Origin of the sequence: Tepidibacillus decaturensis (genome assembly GCF_001561915.1) — a bacterium.
Taxonomy (GTDB): Bacteria; Bacillota; Bacilli; order Tepidibacillales; family Tepidibacillaceae; genus Tepidibacillus_B; species Tepidibacillus_B infernus.
Map to the genome: position 1 here is coordinate 969,724 of NZ_LSKU01000001.1, position 21,605 is coordinate 991,328.

Genomic DNA, 21,605 nt, shown 5'->3' on the forward strand with positions numbered 1-21,605 from the left:
ATGCAGAATTAAACAGGAAAATGAAAAATGTGGAAGAACGTTTAGATAAAATAGAACGAGATAAAGGAACGAATCATGTAAACCCAAGATATGCGCAAATCTTTGAACTCTATCAATCAGGAGCCTCAATTGATGCGATCGCAAAAAAAATGAAAATGGGGCATGGGGAAATCGAGTTGATATTAGAACTTGCTAAGAAAGGACTAAAGTATGTTTAGTAACAAAAACTTTTTGAAAGGCATGGGAATTGGTTTTATCTTAAGCAGTATATTTTTATTTTGGTTTGTTAAACCTCCTTCTGAAACCCCAACTCCAACCCCAGCCGAGTTAATCAAAAATATTTCAATCGAGGAACTTAAACAACTTATCACTGAAAAAGGGTATGTTATTTACAAACCTGAAGAAATTGAAGCTTTAAAAGAAGAAAACAAAGAAACAGATTCTAAGACACCAGAAAAGGTTCAATTTGTGATCAAAAAGGGTATGACATCTTATAAAGTTGCTGATCTATTAGTTTCGTCAAATATAATTAAAGATAAACAGCAGTTTTTAAACATATTAAGCCAATATGGACTAATGAAAAATATTCAAATCGGGAATTATACTTATCATTCAGATATGACTTTAGATGATTTGATTTCACTCATAACCCATAAAAAAGTGGAAGAATGGAAAAAGTAAATAAGTTGCATCCTATTGCTAATTATGGTATATTAAATCTCGGTGTTAAAAACACACGCTTACCAATTTAATTACGGGTGCTATATGATTAGTTGTAATTAAAAATGAAGTAAGCGGAGGAAAAAAACCAAAGGAGGTGTTGAGATATGGCAGTTATTTCCATGAAACAATTATTGGAGGCAGGGGTTCATTTTGGTCACCAAACACGCCGTTGGAACCCAAAAATGGAACGCTATATCTTCACAGAAAGAAATGGTATTTATATTATTGATTTACAAAAAACAGTTAAGAAAGTAGAAGAAGCTTATAACTTTATTAAAGAAGTTGCAGCTTCTGGTAAGAGCATTCTTTTTGTCGGAACAAAAAAACAAGCTCAAGATTCTGTAAAAGAAGAAGCAGAACGCTCTGACAGCTTTTATATCAATCAACGTTGGTTAGGTGGTACTTTAACTAACTTTGCAACAATTCAAAAACGTATTGACCGTTTAAGTCAATTAGAAACAATGGAAGCTGACGGAACTTTTGATGTCCTTCCTAAAAAAGAAGTAATCATTCTTAAAAAAGAAAAAGAACGTCTAGAAAAATTCTTAGGCGGTATTAAAGGAATGAAAGAACTTCCTGGTGCATTGTTCGTTATTGATCCTCGTAAGGAGCGTATTGCTGTTGCTGAGGCACACAAATTAGGGATTCCAGTTGTAGCAATTGTCGATACAAACTGTGATCCTGATGAAGTAGATTATGTCATTCCAGGTAATGATGATGCAATTCGTGCAGTGAAATTATTAACTGAAAAAATGGCAGAAGCTATTTTAGAAGGCAGACAAGGTGAACAAACAATCGCTTAATCATATGAAGGGTGGCCTAAGGGTGTTATACCCTTTACCACCCTTTTAAAATAGTACATAATGCATAGTATTATTTATTAGATCAAGGAGGATAAGAATGGAAATTACAGCATCGATGGTAAAAGAGCTTCGTGAAAAAACTGGAGCAGGAATGATGGATTGTAAAAAGGCATTAAATGAAGCAAATGGTGATATGGAAAGAGCAGTAGAGATTTTACGTGAAAAAGGTATCGCATCTGCTGCAAAAAAAGCTGGACGTATTGCTGCTGAAGGAATTGTAGAATCTTATATACATGGTGGAGGAAGAATCGGTGTTTTGGTTGAAGTTAATTGTGAAACTGACTTTGTTGCCAAAACGGACGAATTCAGAAGTTTTGTTCGCGATATAGCGATGCATATTGCTGCCACAAATCCTAGATATTTAAAGCGTGAAGAGGTTCCTCAAGAGGATATTGAAAAAGAACGCGAAATACTTAAAGCTCAAGCATTAAATGAAGGAAAACCTGAAAAAATTGTTGAGAAAATGGTAGAAGGTCGTATTGATAAATTTTATAAAGAAAACTGCCTATTAGAACAACCTTTTGTTAAAGATCCTGACAAAACCATTGAGAGTTTAGTAAAAGAACAAATCGCAAAAATTGGTGAGAATATTAATATTCGTCGTTTTATGAGATACGAACTTGGTGAAGGTCTAGAAAAGAAAGTAGACAATTTTGTTGAGGAAGTTATGGCACAAGCAAAGATGTAATTTGCTTTAAAATAGGGAACACCTTTGTGTTCCTATTTTTTTAAATTATTAGGTTTTCTTGATTAACACTTTATTAGAGCAGGAATATGATTATTGATGTAGAATAATGAACGGGGGTTCAAATAAATGGAACGTCCACAATATAAGAGAATTGTTCTTAAGTTGAGCGGAGAGGCTTTAGCAGGTCAATTAGGTTATGGAATCGACCCGAAATTTATTTTTTCTATTGCAAATCAAATAAAAGATGTTGTTTCACTTGGTGTTCAGGTTGCGATTGTGGTTGGTGGTGGCAACATTTGGCGGGGTATTTCTGGAAGTGCACAGGGTATGGATCGTGCAACCGCAGATTATATGGGAATGTTGGCAACGGTCATGAATTCTTTAGCACTACAAGACGCTTTGGAGAACATCTTGGTCCCTACAAGGGTACAAACTTCTATCGAAATGAGACAGGTTGCAGAACCCTATATTAGACGAAAAGCAATAAGACATTTAGAGAAAAATCGAGTAGTTATTTTTGCTGGTGGAACAGGCAACCCTTATTTTTCCACGGATACAACCGCTGCTTTAAGAGCGGCAGAAATCGAAGCCGATGTTATATTGATGGCTAAAAATAAAGTGGATGGTGTTTATTCATCTGATCCGCAAAAAGATAAAAACGCTACGAAGTATGAATCCTTAACCTATTTGGATCTTTTGAGAAAAGGGTTAGGAGTAATGGATTCAACTGCCTCTTCATTATGTATGGACAATCATTTACCACTTATTGTTTTTAATATTTCAGAAGAGGGAAATATTAAAAAGGTAGTATTAGGTGAAAAAATTGGAACGATTATTGGGGGAATGAGGATGCCTCAAACAATTAAAAAGAATGCACAAGAAAGAATGGAAAAGGCGATTAGTACGTTAAAAAAAGAATTGGCAAGTGTAAGAGCTGGTCGAGCTAATGTTTCTCTATTGGACAAAGTACAAGTTGAATATTATGGAGCTCTTACGCCTTTAAATCAAATGGCGAATATTACAACACCTGATGCCCGTACACTTGTTATCCAACCTTGGGATAAGAGCATAATGGGTGAAATTGAAAAGGCGATTTTGAAATCTGAATTAGGAATCACCCCAACAAACGACGGTTCAGTGATTAGAATCAATATCCCACCTCTTACCGAAGAAAGAAGAAAAGAATTGGTAAAAGTAGTTAAGAAGATGGGGGAAGAAAGCAAAGTTGCTATTCGCAATATTCGTCGCGATGCAAATGAAGAATTAAAAAAGAAAGAGAAGAATGGGGAGATTTCCGAGGATCAATCCCATCGTACACAAGAAGAGATTCAAAAACTAACAGATAAGTTTATTGGTGATGTAGACACTGTTGTAAATACAAAAGAAAAAGAAATTATGGAAGTTTAAAGACCCTCCCTCCCTTTCATAAGGGAGGGCATTTTTTCAATCGTAAAGAACATAGTAACTTTTTCTATATGTTTAAATTTGTGGATCTGTTTAATTGTTTTGGAGTGGAGGACGAATGATGTTAAAGGGTTTGTTTGCAAAGAAAAAAGAAAATGGTTTAGACAAAAATAAACTTAATATAAAAGACCTTGACCCTTTAAATATTCCTAAACACGTTGCTATTATAATGGACGGCAATGGAAGATGGGCGAAACAAAAAGGTTTACCAAGAATTGCTGGACATCGTGAAGGAATGAAAACGATTAGAGAAGTGGCTCGAGTTGCAAATGAAGTTGGGATCAAAATTTTAACCCTTTATGCTTTTTCAACCGAAAACTGGAAAAGGCCGCAAGATGAAGTGAAATTTTTAATGGATTTACCTCAGGAGTTTTTAAGAAAAGAGCTTGACGAATTAATCGAACAAAATGTTCAGGTCAAAATGATGGGATTTGATCAACAACTCCCTGAACATACTTTAAATGCTGTACATGAAGCAGTAGAGAAGACAAAGCAAAATACTGGACTTATTTTAAATTTTGCTTTAAACTACGGTAGTCGTTATGAGATTATCCATGCGATAAGAAATATTGTTGATGATGTTTTAGCTGGCAATATTTCTAAAGATGAAATTGATGAGAAATTAATGAATCAATATCTATTAACGAAATCATATCCAGATCCTGATCTACTTATCAGAACAAGCGGCGAACTTCGAATTAGTAATTTTTTACTTTGGCAGATTGCCTATACTGAATTATGGTATACTGATGAATTTTGGCCTGAATTTAATAAACAAAGCTTATTACAAGCTATCTATGAATATCAACAAAGATCGAGGCGATTTGGATCACTATAAAGGGTGGGCTTAATGAAACAAAGGATTTTGACAGGATTAATCGGTGGAATTGGTTTTATCTATTTAGTATGGTTGGGGGAGCTTCCCTATACAATTTTAGTAATATTATTAGCATTGATAGGGTATTATGAATTTTTAAGAATGAATCAAACACCAGTATTTTCATGGCAAGGACTTATCGGACTCAATACCGTTCTATTTATCATCCTAACTCAAAATTCGCTTTTAGCTGGTATAGATCGACAACAATTAATGTCACTTTTACTTGTTTCTTTGTTTTTGTATCTTGCTTTAATTGTGATAAAGAAAAATGAAATCAATTTTGATCAGGTTTCTTATCACTTGTTTGGTGCAATGTATATTGGCTTTGGTTTTTCCTATATGTTAGAAACAAGATTGATGGAACATGGATTCCAATTTAGTCTTCTTGTTTTTTTGGCTACTTTTGCTTCTGATTCAGGGGCTTATTTTACTGGAAAATATTTAGGCAAAACTAAACTATGGCCTGAAATTAGTCCCAAGAAAACCATTGAAGGATCTATTGGAGGCATTGTCTTTGCAATTATTGTAAGTTTACTTTTAAATGCAATGTTTCAAATTACAGAGCATTTTATGCTAATGATTTGGGCAGGCATTCTTATTGCAATAACTGGACAATTTGGGGATTTAATCGAATCCGCATTAAAAAGGTCAAAAGGAGTAAAAGATTCTGGATCACTTTTACCTGGACATGGTGGAGTTCTAGATCGATTTGATAGTTTAATCTTTGTCTTTCCCATTTTGCACTTATTACATATACTTTAGATCATGGGGGTAAAGTGATGAAATACTTAGCAATACTAGGATCAACCGGCTCTATTGGTACACAAGCGTTAGAAGTCGTTCAGGCTCATCAAGACAAGTTTCGTGTTATTGGTTTATCAGCAGGATCGAATTTAACAGTCTTAAAAAAACAGATTGCAACCTTTTCTCCAAAAATCGTTTCTGTTCGTTCAAAAGATTTAGCAGAAAAACTTCGAACTGAAGTACGAAGCGATGTAAAAATCGTTTATGGGGAGGAAGGGCTTATTGAAGTTGCCACTCAGGATGATGTTGATTTTGTGATAACTGCATTAGTAGGAAGTATTGGCTTAAAACCAACAATAAAGGCAATTGAAGCAAATAAACAGATTGGTTTAGCAAACAAAGAAACCCTTGTATCTGGTGGACATTTAGTCATGGAACTAGCGAAACAATATGACGTTCCGATTATTCCTATAGATAGTGAACATTCTGCTATTTACCAAAGCCTAAATGGTGAAAAAAATACTCAAGTTAATCGAATTATCTTAACAGCATCTGGAGGCCCTTTTAGAAATAAATCTAGAGAAGATTTGAAAAACGTTACGATTGCAGATGCTTTAAAACATCCAAACTGGACAATGGGAGCAAAAATAACGATTGACTCAGCAACAATGATGAATAAAGGATTAGAGGTTATAGAGGCACATTGGTTATTTCAAATGCCTTATGAAAAAATTGATGTCATGATTCACCCTGAAAGCATCATACATTCTATGGTAGAATATATTGATAGAGCAATTATTGCTCAATTAGGAACTCCTGATATGAAGGTTCCTATTCAATATGCGATCTCTTATCCGGATCGTTTAAATCTAAATATTGATGCGCTTGATTTAACTCAGATTGGGGCATTGCACTTCTTTAAACCGGATTTAGAGAGGTTCCCTAGTCTGAAAATGGCATACCAAACAGGAAAAGAAGGAGGAACGATGCCTACAGTACTAAACGCTGCTAACGAAGTAGTAGTGGGCGCTTTTTTACAAGGTAAAGTTCCGTTTATGGAAATAGAAAGTATAATTGATGCTATTTTAGGACAGCATCAAAAGGTAAAGCATCCTTCAATTGAAGAGATCATGGAAGCTGATCGTTGGGCAAGGGTAGCAACGTCTACACTTATCAAAAGTAAAGGTTGGTGATCAGATTGAATATTGTTTTAATTCTTGAGATTGTTCTTGTTTTCGCAGCACTAATGTTTTTTCATGAATTAGGGCATTTCCTTTTTGCTAAAAAAGCAGGAATCTTCGTCAGGGAATTTTCATTAGGACTTGGGCCCAAACTATTTTCTTTTAAAAAAAGAGAGACCCAATACTCCCTTAGGATTCTTCCTTTTGGTGCATATGTTCGAATGGCTGGAGAGGACCCTGAGGTTGTAGAGATAAAAGATGGTCAAACTTTAGCCCTTAAGCTTGATTCTAAAGGAAAAGTGACAGATATTTATTTTGATGAAAAAGATTTTAGTAAAGGAATTATAATAAGAGTCAAGAGTGCAGATCTTGAACGTGAATTAACCATTAAGGGATATGACCAAGACGAACATTTAGTCAATTATTCTCTTTCACGAGAAACAGTTATGCATTATGAAAAACAAAGTGTGCAAATTGCACCATGGGATCGACAATTTGGTTCTAAATCGATCTTAGATCGTTTTGCAACCATTTTAGCTGGACCTGTATTTAATATTATTTTAACGATTGTGTTATTTTTTGTTGTTGCGATGATGGTTGGAGTACCCTCTGAGCAAGTTAGTTTTGGAAAAGTAAACCCTGGATCACCTGCAGATAAGGCAGGGATTCAGCAAGGGGATATTGTCTTGTCGGTCGATAATACGCCTATTAAGAAAGATACGGAACTAATAGAAAAGATTCAAAAATCCCCTGGAAAAGAACTCATTTTAAAAATTGAAAGAAATGGGACAACAAAGGAGATTACAGTCATACCAGAGGAGAAGTCGGGAAAAGGGTTAATTGGGGTAGAGGTTGGACACCTTCGTGAGGAGGCAACAATTCCCAAGGCAGCATCTTCCGCAGTAACAAATACGGCTAAAATGACAGCACTTATTTTGGATAGCTTTAGATTACTTTTCTCGGGTAATGTTGGTATGAATGATTTAGCTGGACCTGTAGGAATTATGAAAATTACAAGTGATGCTGCGAAACAAGGTATGGCTACATTGATTAACTGGGCAGGGATGTTAAGCCTATATCTTGGAATATTCAATTTATTACCGATACCTGCTTTAGATGGAAGTCGTTTATTATTTCTTACCATTGAGGGTGTACGTGGCAAGCCGATTGATCCCCAAAAAGAGAGTATGGTACACCTTGTTGGATTTGCTTTATTGATGCTTTTAATGATCATTGTTACCGTGAATGATGTATCTAAAATATTTTAAATTTTGTTCTTTAGGTGGTGCTAACATTGTATAGGCGTGAGGAGACAAGACCGGTTTATGTGGGAAATGTACAAATAGGTGGTCAAAGTGATGTAGTCATCCAATCGATGGCAACAACAGATACGAGAGATATTGATGCCACAGTATCTGAAATAGAAAGACTAGCAGAAGTAGGTTGTCAAATTGTTCGGCTTGCTGTAATCAATGAGGATGCGGCTAAAGCGATTGAACAAATCAAAAAGCGTTCACCACTTCCATTAGTTGCGGATATCCATTTTGATTATAAGTTGGCATTAATTGCCTTAGAAAGTGGTATTGATAAAATACGTATCAATCCAGGAAACATTGGTTCAATTGAAAAAGTTCAGAAGGTAGTAGAAGCTTGTCGAGCAAGAAATGTACCTATTCGAATTGGTGTAAATTCTGGCTCGATTGAAAAAGAGATATTAAATAAATATGGTCATCCAACTGCAGAGGGATTGGTCGAATCAGCCTTAAAGCATGTAGAAATCTTAGAACAATTAGACTTTTATGACATGGTCATTTCTTTAAAAGCATCTAACGTTCCGATGATGATTAAAGCTTATCATCTCATGGCAGAAAAAAGAAATTATCCCTTACATGTTGGTGTAACTGAAGCAGGAACTATTTTTTCCGGAAGTATTAAATCAGCAGTGGGTATTGGCTCTGTTCTTTCAAGTGGAATTGGTGACACTATTCGCGTCTCTTTAACAGGAGAACCGACAGAAGAAATCAAGGTAGCTAAAGAAATGTTGAAGAGTTTGGAGATTAGAACAAATGAACCAGAAATCATTTCTTGTCCAACCTGTGGTAGAGTGCAAATCGACTTAATCAGTTTAGCTAATAAAGTAGAAGATGCGATCCAGAAAATTGGCCAGCCCTTAAAAGTAGCAGTAATGGGATGTGCAGTTAATGGCCCAGGTGAAGCAAGAGAAGCTGATGTTGGTGTAGCAGGAGGACATGGTGAAGGCCTGATCTTTAGAAATGGTGAAATTGTAAGAAAAGTAAAAGAAGAAGAGCTTTTTGAGGAATTGATGAAAGAAATTGAAGATATCACAAAGAAATGATAAAATGAAAGGAAAAATGGTACAATCTTTAGGTTGTACCTTTTCTCTTTTACCGCACTATTTTAATGAGATCCCACAAAAGTAATCGGATTTATACTTCAAAGGAAGTCGCTACTTTTGTGGGCAATCTAAAACGCTAGATAAAAGGTGATAAGATGGGAAAACTAGCAGAAAAATTAGATCATTTTACTATTTTATTAAATCATGCCAATATTCCTTTGGAAATTAGGGAAAATTATTTCAATGGGACAAAAATAGAAAAAGTAGAATTAAGTCGTAAAAATAAAGAATGGACTTTTTATCTTCAATTTCCGAGTTTGGTACCTTTTCAAATATTTGAACAAGTAACACAGCAAATCATTCAAAGTTTTCAACATATTGCTAAAATTCATTTCGTTGTTAGGTTTTCTACCGTTTCGTACATAGAGATACTCTCAGAGTATTGGCCGAAGATTATTAAACCTCTTAATGCTTTACCAAGTATTTATAATCTATTAAAAGAAGCAGAGTGGAAACTAGAAAATCAACAACTTCTAATCTTTATTCCAAATATGATGACACAAGAAATGTTTCAGCGAAAACATATTGATCTTAAAATTGCGGAATCGTTAGCGGAATGGATCGAAGAACCGATTAAAGTTGTATTTTTCCCTGCTGAAACAGATCAGAAGCTATTAAAATTTAGAGAGGATCTTAAACTAGAAGATTTCAACTATGCAAAAGAGGCACTATTACAAATCCCTGAGGCGGATGATGAAGAAGAATCAAAGATCAATGTTAATCGAACGATAAAATACGGATATGAGATTAAAGAACTACCAGTACCATTGAAACAGGTCATAGAGGAGGATAAAAATGTCATTATACAAGGGAGCGTATTTTCAGTAGAATTTAAAGAATTAAAGAGTGGACGTCATCTTTTGACCTTTAATCTAACAGATTTTACTGATTCGATAGAGGTCAAAGTATTTATAAAGGATGCGAAAGAGGATCTTCCTGTATTAAAAACAATCAAAGAAGGCCAATGGTTAAAGGTAAAAGGTCATGTCCAATTTGACACCTTTTCAAAAGAATTGGTAATGATAGCCAATGATATTAACCAAATTGAGAACAAAGGCAGAGAAGATCTAGCAGAAGAAAAAAGAATAGAATTGCATGTACATTCTACAATGAGTGCGATGGATGGAGTTGCCTCTATAAAAAAAATAGTAGAACAAGCGGCAAAGTTTGGTCATAAAGCGATAGCGATTACTGATCACGCAGTGGTTCAAGCTTTTCCTGAAGCCTATGAAGCTGGACAAAAATATGGGGTAAAAATTGTATATGGGGTAGAAGCAAATGTGATTGATGATGGTGTACCTATTGTACACCATGAAGAATCTAGAAATTTGCTAGAGGACACCTATGTTGTTTTTGACACAGAAACAACAGGTTTATCTGCCGTTTATAATACGATCATTGAGATAGGGGCAGTAAAGGTTAAAAACGGAAAAGTAATAGATCAATTTAAAATGTTTGTGGATCCACAAGAACCAATCTCTAGGAAAATCACTGAGATAACTGGGATCACAGATGAAATGGTAAAAGGTGCTCCTTTACTTGAAGAGGCTTTGCCCAAATTTAAGGAATTTATCGGTAATGCTGTATTAGCAGCACATAATGCCCGTTTTGATATGGGATTTTTGAATATGGGGTTAAAACGAATTGGGTTAGAATCATTATTGAATCCTGTCATTGATACAGTGGAATTAGCAAGGTTTTTATATCCAAAAATGAAAAATTATAAGTTGAATACGTTATGTGATGCTTTCAATATTGAATTGAATAATCATCATAGGGCATATCACGACGCAGAAGCAACAGGATATTTACTTTGGAAAATGCTTCTTGATTTACAAGAAAGAGAGATTACAAATTTAAACGAAATTAATCAACATGTAGGTAAAGGCGATTACCACCGACTACGTCCATTTCACGTAACTATTTTGGTTAAGAACGAAATTGGGTTAAAAAATCTCTATAAATTGATTTCAAAATCACATATCGAATATTTTTATCGGAATCCAAGATTACCTCGAAGTGAATTATTAAAGCATCGAGAAGGACTTTTGTTTGGTACCGCTTGTGCGCAAGGTGAATTATTTGAAGCAATGCTTAGCAAAACTCCAGAAGTAGTAGAAGAAATTGCTAAGTTTTACGACTACTTAGAAATCCAACCGATTTCCCATTATCGTCATTTGATCAAAAATGGGATTTTACAAAATGATCAAGATATTAAAAATATTCATCAACGAATTATTGAAATGGGTGAAAAATTAAATATACCTGTAGTAGCGACAGGAGATGTTCATCATGTACATCCCGAAGATGAAATTTATCGTAAAATTCTTGTCTTAAATCACAGTAGTGGTTTTAGATATCATCATGTGGATGATTTGCATTCTGCTCATTTTCGTACGACAGACGAGATGCTTGCTGAATTTGACTATTTAGAACCTCATATTGCGAAGAAAATTATTGTGGATAATCCTAAGAAAGTAATTGAAGATGTCGTCGAATTAAAGCCTTTCCCAGATGATCTTTTTACTCCTGTAATTGAAGGAGCGGAAGATGAGATTCGGAACATGAGTTATGAGACAGCTAAACATATTTATGGAGATCCTTTGCCTGAATTAGTGGAGAAAAGATTAGAGAAAGAATTAAATAGTATTATCAATCATGGATTTTCCGTAATCTATTTGATTGCACATAAACTTGTAAATAAATCCCTAGAGGATGGTTATTTAGTAGGTTCTAGGGGGTCTGTAGGTTCATCATTTGTTGCGACGATGACAAGAATAACTGAAGTAAATCCCTTACCCCCCCATTATGTATGTTCTAATTGTAAACATAGTGAATTCATTTTGGATGGAAGTGTTGGCTCAGGTTTTGATTTGCCTGATAAAAATTGTCCACATTGCCAAACAAAAATGAAAAAAGATGGACATGACATCCCTTTTGAAACCTTTATGGGCTTTAAAGGAGATAAGGTTCCTGATATCGATTTAAATTTTTCAGGTGACTACCAGCCAAGGGTCCATAAATATACAGAAGAGTTATTTGGTTCTGAATATGTTTATCGTGCTGGGACAATTTCAACTGTGGCTGAGAAAACGGCCTATGGTTTTGTAAGAAAATATGTGGATGAACAAGGGTGGAATAAACGAAATGCCGAAATTAATCGTTTGGTAACAGGCTGTACGGGCATTAAACGAACTACTGGACAGCATCCTGGTGGATTAATGGTTATTCCTCAATATAAGGATGTATATGATTTCACACCTATTCAAAGGCCTGCTGATGACTCAACGTCCGATACGATTACCACTCACTTTGATTATCATGCCATTAGTGGTCGTTTGTTAAAATTGGACCTGCTTGGGCACGATGATCCTACAGTGATTAGAATGCTACAAGATTTTACAGGAATTGATCCTAAAACGATTCCTATCGATGACCCGAACGTATATGAGATTTTTAGAAGTACAGATACATTAGGAGTCACACCTGAACAGATAGGAACCACTTTAGGCGCTTTAGGGATACCAGAGTTTGGGACTAAATTTGTTAGACAAATGCTTGAAGATACAAAACCAACAACGTTTGCCGAATTGGTTCGTATCTCTGGTCTTTCACATGGTACTGACGTTTGGCTTAATAATGCTCAAGACCTAATTAGAGAGGGTAAAGCAGTTTTGGCAGAAGTGATATCTACTCGTGATGACATCATGGTATACCTTATTCAAAAGGGTTTGGAGCCATCCGTTGCATTTAAAATCATGGAAAAAGTGCGTAAAGGTAAAGGACTTCAGCCTGAAGATATTGAAGAAATGAAAAAAAATCAGGTGCCTGATTGGTATATTGATTCATGTCAAAAAATTAAGTATATGTTTCCAAAAGCTCATGCAGTTGCTTATGTTTTGATGGCGATTCGTATTGCTTATTTTAAAGTTTATTATCCTATTTATTATTATGCTACTTACTTTACAGTTCGAGCAGATGAATTTGATGTAAAACTAATGATGTCTGGTTCTAAATCGATAAGAGATAAAATTCAAGAGATCACCGAAAAAGGAATTCAAGCCTCACCAAAAGAAAAAGGACTACTTACCGTATTAGAATTGGCGCTAGAAATGATTGAACGAGGTTTTTATTTTAAAAACGTAGATTTATATCGGTCTGATGCTACGAAATTCATCGTGGAAGAAGATGAAAAAGGTTTAATCCCTCCTTTTTCAGCGATACCTGGTATTGGAGTTAACGCGGCCCAAAATATTGTCCAAGCTAGAAACGAAGGAGAGTTCTTATCGATTGAAGATCTACAAAATCGAGCTAAATCCTCAAAGACGATTATTGAATTGTTAGATGAGCATGATTGTTTAAAAGGATTACCTAATACCAATCAACTATCCTTATTTTAATACATCTTATTTAAGTGGATTTTTATGATGCATAATGACGAAAAAACTTATTTGATAAGGAAAGATGTGTTATGATATAATCTTTTTGGTAATACTGTGTATAGAAACGTTCTTAAAGAGTGGGGAAACCCACTCTTTAGATTTATGTACATGGATCTTCGAAAAGAGTAAAAGAGAGGGAATGATATGAGTTTAAATGTTACTCAAATAGTTGAAAAAATGGTATTGCCGATATTAGAAAAAGAACACTTAGAATTAGTGGACATAGAGTACAAAAAAGAGGGGAGTAATTGGTTTTTAAGAGTTTTTATTGATAAAGAAGATGGGGGAGTTGATATCGAAGATTGTGGAAGGGTAAGCGAAGCATTAAGTGCTGAGTTAGATAAAAAGGATCCTATTCCAAATTCATACTTTCTTGAAGTTTCATCACCAGGTGCTGAGAGACCATTAAAAAAGAAAAAGATTTCTTAAAATCAATTGGTAAACAGGTACATATTACAACTTATGAGCCTATTTCAAATCAGAAAGTATTTGAAGGGAAATTGATTCATTTTGATACAAAGATACTTGTCATTGAAGAACCTAAAAAACAAGTTGAAATCCCATATGAAAAAGTTGCTAGTGCTAGATTAGCATTGTTTTTTTAAAAAAAGAAAGGAGGAGAAACTTTTGAATAGTGATTTCATGGATGCACTTATACAGTTGGAAAAAGAAAAAGGAATTAGTAAAGATGTTTTAATTGATGCGATAGAGGCTGCTCTAATTTCAGGATACAAAAGAAATTTTCATTCTGCACAAAATGTCAGGGTAGATATTAACCGGGAAACTGGTAATGTAAAGGTCTTAGCTAGAAAAACAATAGTGGAAGAGGTGATCGACCCAAGACTAGAGATTTCCTTAGAAGCGGCGCGTCAAATTAATCCTAATTACCAATTAGATGATATTGTAGAATTAGAAGTCACCCCAAAGGATTTTGGGAGAATTGCAGCACAAACTGCTAAGCAGGTAGTGACACAACGGATCAAAGAGGCGGAACGAGGAATCATCTATGAAACTTTTGTGGATCGAGAAGAAGATATTGTTACTGGCATTGTTCAACGTCAGGATCAACGTTTCATCTATATAGACTTAGGAAAAACAGAAGCTCTTTTACCAATCAATGAGCAAATGCCAACAGAAAGATTTAAACATGGAGATCGAGTAAAGGTCTATATCACCAAAGTGGAAAAGACAACAAAAGGCCCACAAATATTTGTATCAAGGACACACCCAGGTTTATTAAAAAGACTATTCGAACTGGAAGTTCCGGAGATTTATGAAGGTGTTGTAGAAATTAAATCTGTTGCAAGAGAGGCTGGATATCGATCAAAAATTGCGGTTTATTCTCAACAAGAAGAAGTAGATCCTGTAGGAGCATGTGTTGGGCCTAAAGGTGCCAGGGTTCAAACGATTGTGAACGAGTTGAAAGGTGAAAAAATTGATATCGTAAAATGGTCAAATGATATAGAAACATATATTTCAAATGCACTTAGTCCCTCGAAAGTGGTTAGTGTTGAGGTTAATGAACAAGAAAAGATGGCAAGAGTGATCGTACCCGACTATCAATTGTCATTGGCAATTGGTAAAGAAGGACAAAATGCAAGACTTGCAGCAAAATTAACTGGATGGAAAATCGATATTAAAAGCGAATCCCAGGCTACCATGTAAAAAGGTAAGGTGATTTTGATGAAAACAAGAAAAATCCCAATGCGGAAATGTGTAGCTTGCCAAGAGATGAAGCCAAAAAAAGAGTTGATTCGGATCGTTAGAACGCCAGAAAAAGAGATAATAGTGGATTTTACTGGAAAAAAATCGGGGAGGGGCGCTTATTTGTGTCGACAAGGGGAATGCTTTCAGATTGCAAGGAAGAAAAAACAGTTGGAACGGTCCCTTGAGGTTAAAATTGATGACGATATCTATGAACAATTACAATTGGAGATTAACGGGCGAAATGAGTAATCAATCTAGAATAAGTTCTATGCTTGGATTGGCAGCTAGAGCGGGAAAAGTGATCTCAGGTGAAGAACTAGTGATAAAAGGAATTCAAAAAGGGAAGGTAACCTTTGTTATTTTATCAGGAGATGCATCTGATAACACAAGCAAAAAGGTTAAGGATAAATGTTCCTTCTATCAGGTTCCTTATCGAGTGATATTTAATCGCGAGGAACTAGGACATGCCATTGGCAAATCTTCACGGGTTGTTGTCGGAATAACCGATTACGGTTTTAGTAAACAATTAGAAAACTTAGTGGAGTAGAAATCCGGAGGTGAATGAAATTGAGAGTTTATGAGTTTGCAAAGAAGCACAATATTCTGAGCAAGGAAATGGTTAATCTTCTAAAGAAACTTAACTTTAATGTAAGTAATCATATGAGTGTGATTACTGATGAGATGGTACAAAAAGTAGATAAATATTTTCATGAGTTAAAACATGGGAAAACAAAAGAAACATCATCATCAACTACAAGCAACCATGAGAGTCATATAAGTGAACTTAAGCAAAAAAAAGACATCAAGAATAAAGACAAAGAGGGATCAAAACAAGTGAAAATCGATGATCATATTGATGTAAAAGAAGTGAATAAAGTAAAAGAAGTGAATTTTGAAGAAAGTGAATCGATTGGAAAAACGAAGAAGAAATCAAAACCTAACAATAAACGTTTTGATGACAATAAAGTTAGTGATCACCGGGATGCAACTTCAAAGATTAAGGTGAATAAAAAGAGACCTTCTTCAAATCAAAAACAACCACAGCAAATAAAACAAACAGACAAACCAATAAAGAATATTGTATATACTGGCTCATTAACAGTTGGCGAATTAGCAAAAAAATTAGGTAAAGAACCATCAGAAATCATAAAAAAATTGTTATTTTTAGGAATTATGGCTACTATCAATCAAGAAATCGAATTAGAAGCCATTCAATTGATTGCCGAAGAATATGGCGTAAAAGTTGAAGAGAAGATTGAAATTGACGAAGATCAATTTGAATTGATTGAGGATCACGATGATCCAGCTGACTTAACTGTACGTCCACCTGTGGTTACGATTATGGGCCACGTTGACCATGGGAAGACCACATTATTGGATGCGATCCGTAAGTCTAAGATTGTAGCAGGTGAAGCTGGTGGAATCACCCAACACATTGGAGCTTACCAAGTCGTTATCAATGATAAAAAAATCACGTTTTTAGATACACCTGGTCATGCAGCTTTCACTAGCATGAGAGCACGCGGAGCGAAAGTTACAGATATTACCATTCTGGTAGTTGCTGCTGATGATGGAATGATGCCACAAACAATAGAGGCCATTAACCATGCAAAGGCGGCAAACGTTCCAATTATAGTTGCGGTAAATAAAATGGATAAACCTGAAGCTAATCCTGATAGGGTTAAACAACAATTGGCTGAACATGGTCTTCTTCCTGAAGAATGGGGAGGAGATACAATTTATGTACCCGTCTCTGCTTTGAAGCAAGAAGGGTTAGATGAATTATTGGAAATGATTTTACTTGTTGCTGAGGTTCAGGAATTAAAAGCAAATCCTAATCGTTTAGCAAAAGGTACGATTATTGAATCGCAATTAGATAAAGGTCGTGGAGCTGTTGCAACTGTACTCGTTCAAAACGGTACATTACGTGTAGGTGACCCAATCGTTGCTGGGGCAACTTACGGAAAAGTGCGAGCAATGGTAAATGATCGAGGAAAAAGAATTAAAGAGGCGGGACCCTCTACACCAGTTGAGATTACTGGATTAAATGAAGTACCACATGCAGGTGACCCCTTTGTTGTATTTGAAGAAGAGAGAAAAGCTAGGGTCATTGGTGAAAAAAGGGCATTAAAGCTAAGACAAAGTGAATTAAATGCCACTTCAAAAGTTACGCTTGACGATTTATATAAGCAAATTCAAGAAGGGGAAATTAAAGAATTAAATGTCATTATTAAAGGAGACGTACAAGGTTCTGTTGAGGCCCTACAAGGTTCTTTAGAAAAAATTGATATTGAAGGAGTAAGGGTAAAAATTATCCATAAAGGTGTTGGAGCTATTACTGAGACAGATGTTACCTTGGCTTCAGCTTCCAATGCCATTATCATTGGTTTTAATGTCCGCCCTGAGCCACAGGCAAGAACATCGGCTGAGCGAGAAAAGGTGGATATTCGCCTACATCGTATCATTTACAATGTCATAGATGAGATTAAAGCAGCTTTACAGGGTATGCTTGATCCAGAATATCGTGAAGTAATTACGGGGCATGCGGAAATTCGTCAGGTATTTAAGGCGTCAAATATCGGTACAATTGCTGGTTCTTATGTAACAGAAGGGAAGATTATTCGAACTGCTCAAGCTAGAGTTATTCGTGATGGTATTGTTATCTTCGAAGGAAACATCGATTCGTTAAAACGTTTTAAGGATGATGCAAAAGAAGTTGCACAAGGTTATGAGTGCGGAATCACAATCCAAAACTTTAGTGATTTTAAAGAAGGAGATATTATTGAATCCTTCGTGATGGAAACTGTCAAAAAATAATGGGGTGATGTTATGGCAAATGTTCGGATAGGTAGGGTCGGTGAACAAATTAAGAAGGAAATTAGTCAACTAATTCAATATGATTTGAAAGATCCTCGAATTGGATTTGTCACAATCACAGGTGTTGAGGTAACTGGTGATTTTTCTCAAGCCACCATTTACCTAAGTATAATGGGCCAGGAAGATGAAGTTAAAGAGTCAATAAAAGCGCTTGAAAAAGCAAAAGGATTCCTAAGATCCGAATTAGGCAAACGAATCCGTTTAAGGCATACACCAGAATTGATATTTAAAGTGGATCAGTCCATTGCTTATGGTTCCAAAATAGAGAAGTTGCTACAAGACATTAAGGAAGAACGATAAGAAATGAAGGACTTAAATGAATATAAAAGGGAGTTATCACAGGCTGGCCAATTTATTAAGCAACATGATAACTATTTGATTGTGTCACATATCAACCCAGATGGGGATACCATATCCTCATCTTTAACTATGGCGCTTTTACTAAGATTCCTTGGTAAATCTTTTACATTAGTCAATGAAGACCCTATTCCAGATAAATTTAATTTTTTGCCATTATCTGACCAAATTCTATCGATTTCAGAAATTAAAAATACATTCTCTCATGTCATTACTGTGGATGTGGCTGATCAGAAAAGGATGGGAATGATTTCACCTTTACTAACTGACGATGTAGAAATTCTTAATATTGATCATCATCCCACGAATGATCGTTTTGGCCATCTTAATGTGATTTTACCTACGGCGGCTGCAACCTGTGAAATCATGTATGACCTTGTAAAGGAATTAAATATACCACTTAGTCAAGATCTTGCATCATGTATCTATACCGGGTTATTAACTGATACGGGAGGATTTCGTTATACAAATACTTCTCCAAAGGTGATGAGAATAGCGGCAGAATTATTAGAATACGGTGTATCTCCGGGTGAAATTGCTGAAATTGCATTAGAAACGATAAGTAAAAATCATATTTCAGTTTTACAGATCGCTTTATCCCATTTACAAGTAATTGAGAATGGTTTTATCGCTTGGACTTATTTAAAAGCGAATGAGTTACCGCAAGACGTTACAAGTGATGATACAGAAGGAATTGTGAATTATACTAGAAATATAGAAGGCGTAGAGGTGGGTATCTTTTTTAAAGAAGTGAAAGGGAATGTCTTTAAAATTAGCCTGCGCTCTAAAAAATATGTAGATGTAGGAGCGATTGCAAAAGCTTATCATGGAGGAGGACATGCTAGAGCCTCTGGTTTCACATTTTATGGAGATTTAGAAGAAGTACTACAACAATTGATTGATGCAATTAAACAGTCTGAAGGATGGAAGTATCTTGAAAACAAATCGAATTGATGGGGTAATACCGATTTTAAAGCCTGCTGGAATGACTTCTCATGATGTTGTAGCAAAATTAAGAAGAATCATAGGCACAAAAAGGATTGGTCATACTGGGACATTAGACCCTGAGGTAACTGGTGTACTTCCTATCTGCATTGGAAAAGCGACCCGTTTATCAGAATATATTATGGAACAACCGAAAATTTATCAGGGTCAACTAACATTAGGCAAATCAACCACAACTCAAGATTTTACAGGGCAGGTCATTGAAGAAAAAAAGGTTAAACGAATTACAGAGTCTGATGTTCAACAAGTATTTCAAACCTTTATTGGTGAGATTGAGCAAATTCCGCCGATGTATTCTTCTGTTAAAATTGGAGGAAAAAAATTATACGAACTTGCTAGACAAGGGAAAGAAGTCGATAGAAAGCCAAGAAAGGTAACCATCTATGAGTTAAAAATACGACAAATAGACCTTTCAACTGAATTTCCAACGATAGATTTTCAAGTTAAATGTTCAAAGGGAACATATGTTAGAACATTATGTGTGGATATAGGAATCAAATTAGGATACCCTGCACATATGTCAAAATTGGTTAGGGAAAAAAGTGGCTCCTTTACGATTGAACAATCCTTTACATTGGAACAAGTAGAAAACTATGCTGATTTAGACCAATTAGATAAAATTATTGTATCTATGGCAAGTTCCCTTCCGCAATACCCTTCAATTATCTTATCTGAAAATGAGATTATTTATAAGGTTTTTAATGGACAACAAATTAAGGTAAGCTCTTTAATTGCATATGATGGTTTAGTAAAAGTATTAAATCAAAAAAATGATTTAGTTGCTATCTATCAAAAAAAATCACAGGTTTTAGAAGCAAAACCTGTTAAAGTTTTTAAAGAAGAAGAGAATTAGGTGACGTTTATGAAGGTCTTACAGCTTTCTTATCCACTTACACTAGACAGGTATCAACCTAGTGTAATTGCTATTGGTTATTTTGATGGCGTACATAAAGGCCATCAACAGGTGATTAAAAAGGCCTGTCAAATCGCAAAACAATATGATCTTCTTTGTGGTGTAATGACCTTTTTCCCTCACCCAAAAGAGGTCATTAGCAACGATAAAAAAATAGATCAGATTACCCCACTAGAAATGAAACTTCAACAATTTGAAAAAATGAATGTTGATCTAAGTTATGTTGTCCATTTTTCCAAAAGGTTCTCAAGAATCACACCTGAGGAATTTGTAAATGAATTTTTAGTTAAACTCAATGTAAAAGGGGTAGTTGTTGGGTTTGATTTTAAATTCGGTCATATGGGAATGGGTAATCCTGAAACTTTACGGAACTTAAACCAAGGTCGATTTTCTGTTGATGTAGTACATGCTTTCCAAGATGACATTGGGAAAATTAGCAGTTCAAGAATTAGAGATTATTTGTTATCTGGACAAGTGGAACTGGCAAATCAACTACTTGGTAGAAATTATTCCTTTTCTGGTCGGGTCGTACATGGAGATAAAAGGGGAAGGACGATTGGTTTTCCCACAGCAAATTTGCAATTACTTGAAGAGTATTTGACCATTAGAAAAGGAGTATATGTAGTCAAAACTCAGTATCATGGTCGTTCTTACGCAGGGGTCATGAATATTGGTTATAAACCAACTTTTTCTGATGATCAGAACCTTCCTACCTATGAAGTTTATCTTATCGATTTTGATGGGGATCTTTATGGTCAAGTATTAGAGATTGAAGTGATTAAATTTTTACGTGAAGAAAAAAAGTTCAATCACTTAAATGAATTAAAAAAACAGATCACTTATGATATTGAACAAGCAAAAAAGGCAATGATAAATATTATGATTTAATCTTTCCTTTCCTTTACTTTACTTTATATCGTTAATTATGTTATACTCTGTAATGGTTGTTTCAACTTGAAGCAATTAGTAGTGACCTTTTCTCGGATTAACGATTCACCAACGTTTCTCTGGGAATAGGCTGTAAAAACAAAGGAGGTGAATTAGGATGGCACTTAATCAAGAGCGTAAACAACAATTGATCGATGAGTACAAAGTACACGAAACAGACACTGGATCTCCAGAAGTTCAAATCGCTATCCTTACTGAAAAAATCAATTATTTAAATGAACATCTTCGTACTCATAAAAAAGACCATCACTCACGTCGTGGGTTATTGAAGATGGTTGGTCAAAGGCGTAATCTTTTAAATTATTTAAGAGAAAAAGATATTCAACGTTATCGTGAATTGATTGTTAAGTTAGGATTACGTAGATAGTTTTTTTAAAAAAAGCGGGTTAATCCCGCT

General features: G+C 35.2%; 20 protein-coding genes and 2 pseudogenes. All 22 read left to right on the top strand.

The window, feature by feature from the left end:
- Positions 1-218 (top strand): DUF2802 domain-containing protein (locus tag U473_RS04765; RefSeq protein ID WP_161937285.1); only part of this gene is annotated, 218 nt, incomplete at its 5' end.
- Positions 211-681, top strand: a complete 471-nt coding sequence (locus U473_RS04770; protein ID WP_068723892.1) for an MltG/YceG/YrrL family protein — start codon at positions 211-213, stop codon at positions 679-681. The genes U473_RS04765 and U473_RS04770, both read left to right, overlap by 8 nt.
- Positions 682-827: 146 nt before the next feature.
- Positions 828-1,526, top strand: a complete 699-nt coding sequence (gene rpsB / locus U473_RS04775) for a 30S ribosomal protein S2 (protein ID WP_068723895.1) — start codon at positions 828-830, stop codon at positions 1,524-1,526.
- Positions 1,527-1,623: 97 nt separating this feature from the next.
- Positions 1,624-2,274 (top strand): translation elongation factor Ts, encoded by a 651-nt coding sequence (gene tsf, locus U473_RS04780; RefSeq protein ID WP_068723898.1) that lies wholly within the window; start codon positions 1,624-1,626, stop codon positions 2,272-2,274.
- A 126-nt stretch (positions 2,275-2,400) separates the two neighbouring features.
- Positions 2,401-3,117: pseudogene (gene pyrH, locus U473_RS15140) on the top strand (UMP kinase); the annotation flags it as partial.
- Between the two features lie 42 nt (positions 3,118-3,159).
- Complete coding sequence (gene frr, locus U473_RS15145; protein WP_235589136.1) at positions 3,160-3,681, top strand: ribosome recycling factor; 522 nt, start codon at positions 3,160-3,162, stop codon at positions 3,679-3,681.
- A 118-nt stretch (positions 3,682-3,799) separates the two neighbouring features.
- Positions 3,800-4,576: an isoprenyl transferase gene (locus U473_RS04790; RefSeq protein ID WP_068723900.1), complete on the top strand. Its 777-nt coding sequence runs from the start codon at positions 3,800-3,802 to the stop codon at positions 4,574-4,576.
- Positions 4,577-4,588: 12 nt separating this feature from the next.
- Complete coding sequence (locus tag U473_RS04795) at positions 4,589-5,380, top strand: phosphatidate cytidylyltransferase (RefSeq protein WP_068723902.1); 792 nt, start codon at positions 4,589-4,591, stop codon at positions 5,378-5,380.
- A gap of 14 nt (positions 5,381-5,394) precedes the next feature.
- Entirely contained in the window at positions 5,395-6,555 is a 1,161-nt protein-coding gene (locus U473_RS04800) for a 1-deoxy-D-xylulose-5-phosphate reductoisomerase (RefSeq protein WP_068723904.1), read from the top strand.
- 5 nt (positions 6,556-6,560) lie between these two features.
- Complete coding sequence (rseP, locus tag U473_RS04805) at positions 6,561-7,811, top strand: RIP metalloprotease RseP (RefSeq protein WP_235589065.1); 1,251 nt, start codon at positions 6,561-6,563, stop codon at positions 7,809-7,811.
- Between the two features lie 26 nt (positions 7,812-7,837).
- Positions 7,838-8,899, top strand: a complete 1,062-nt coding sequence (gene ispG / locus U473_RS04810) for a flavodoxin-dependent (E)-4-hydroxy-3-methylbut-2-enyl-diphosphate synthase (protein WP_068723906.1) — start codon at positions 7,838-7,840, stop codon at positions 8,897-8,899.
- Between the two features lie 155 nt (positions 8,900-9,054).
- The gene (locus U473_RS04815; protein WP_068723908.1) at positions 9,055-13,359 is read left to right on the top strand and encodes a PolC-type DNA polymerase III; all 4,305 of its coding nucleotides are present in this window, start codon (positions 9,055-9,057) and stop codon (positions 13,357-13,359) included.
- Between the two features lie 186 nt (positions 13,360-13,545).
- A pseudogene (gene rimP, locus U473_RS04820) lies at positions 13,546-14,006 on the top strand (ribosome maturation factor RimP).
- Positions 14,007-14,028: 22 nt separating this feature from the next.
- Positions 14,029-15,066 (top strand): transcription termination factor NusA, encoded by a 1,038-nt coding sequence (nusA, locus tag U473_RS04825; RefSeq protein ID WP_068723910.1) that lies wholly within the window; start codon positions 14,029-14,031, stop codon positions 15,064-15,066.
- A gap of 18 nt (positions 15,067-15,084) precedes the next feature.
- A complete protein-coding gene (gene rnpM / locus U473_RS04830; protein WP_068723913.1) occupies positions 15,085-15,357 on the top strand; it encodes an RNase P modulator RnpM in 273 nt (90 codons plus the stop codon).
- On the top strand, positions 15,350-15,655 hold the full coding sequence (locus tag U473_RS04835) for a YlxQ family RNA-binding protein (RefSeq protein WP_068723916.1): 306 nt from the start codon (positions 15,350-15,352) through the stop codon (positions 15,653-15,655). The genes rnpM and U473_RS04835 overlap by 8 nt, the downstream gene beginning before the upstream one ends.
- 14 nt (positions 15,656-15,669) lie before the next feature.
- Positions 15,670-17,925: a translation initiation factor IF-2 gene (gene infB / locus U473_RS04840; protein ID WP_068723919.1), complete on the top strand. Its 2,256-nt coding sequence runs from the start codon at positions 15,670-15,672 to the stop codon at positions 17,923-17,925.
- Between the two features lie 12 nt (positions 17,926-17,937).
- The gene (rbfA, locus tag U473_RS04845; protein WP_068723921.1) at positions 17,938-18,285 is read left to right on the top strand and encodes a 30S ribosome-binding factor RbfA; all 348 of its coding nucleotides are present in this window, start codon (positions 17,938-17,940) and stop codon (positions 18,283-18,285) included.
- Positions 18,286-18,288: 3 nt separating this feature from the next.
- On the top strand, positions 18,289-19,296 hold the full coding sequence (locus U473_RS04850) for a DHH family phosphoesterase (RefSeq protein WP_068723923.1): 1,008 nt from the start codon (positions 18,289-18,291) through the stop codon (positions 19,294-19,296).
- On the top strand, positions 19,277-20,200 hold the full coding sequence (truB, locus tag U473_RS04855; protein WP_161937287.1) for a tRNA pseudouridine(55) synthase TruB: 924 nt from the start codon (positions 19,277-19,279) through the stop codon (positions 20,198-20,200). The genes U473_RS04850 and truB overlap by 20 nt, the downstream gene beginning before the upstream one ends.
- 9 nt (positions 20,201-20,209) lie before the next feature.
- Positions 20,210-21,148: a bifunctional riboflavin kinase/FAD synthetase gene (locus U473_RS04860; RefSeq protein ID WP_068723929.1), complete on the top strand. Its 939-nt coding sequence runs from the start codon at positions 20,210-20,212 to the stop codon at positions 21,146-21,148.
- A gap of 157 nt (positions 21,149-21,305) precedes the next feature.
- A complete protein-coding gene (gene rpsO / locus U473_RS04865; RefSeq protein WP_068723931.1) occupies positions 21,306-21,575 on the top strand; it encodes a 30S ribosomal protein S15 in 270 nt (89 codons plus the stop codon).
- The last annotated feature ends 30 nt before the right edge of the window (positions 21,576-21,605 follow it).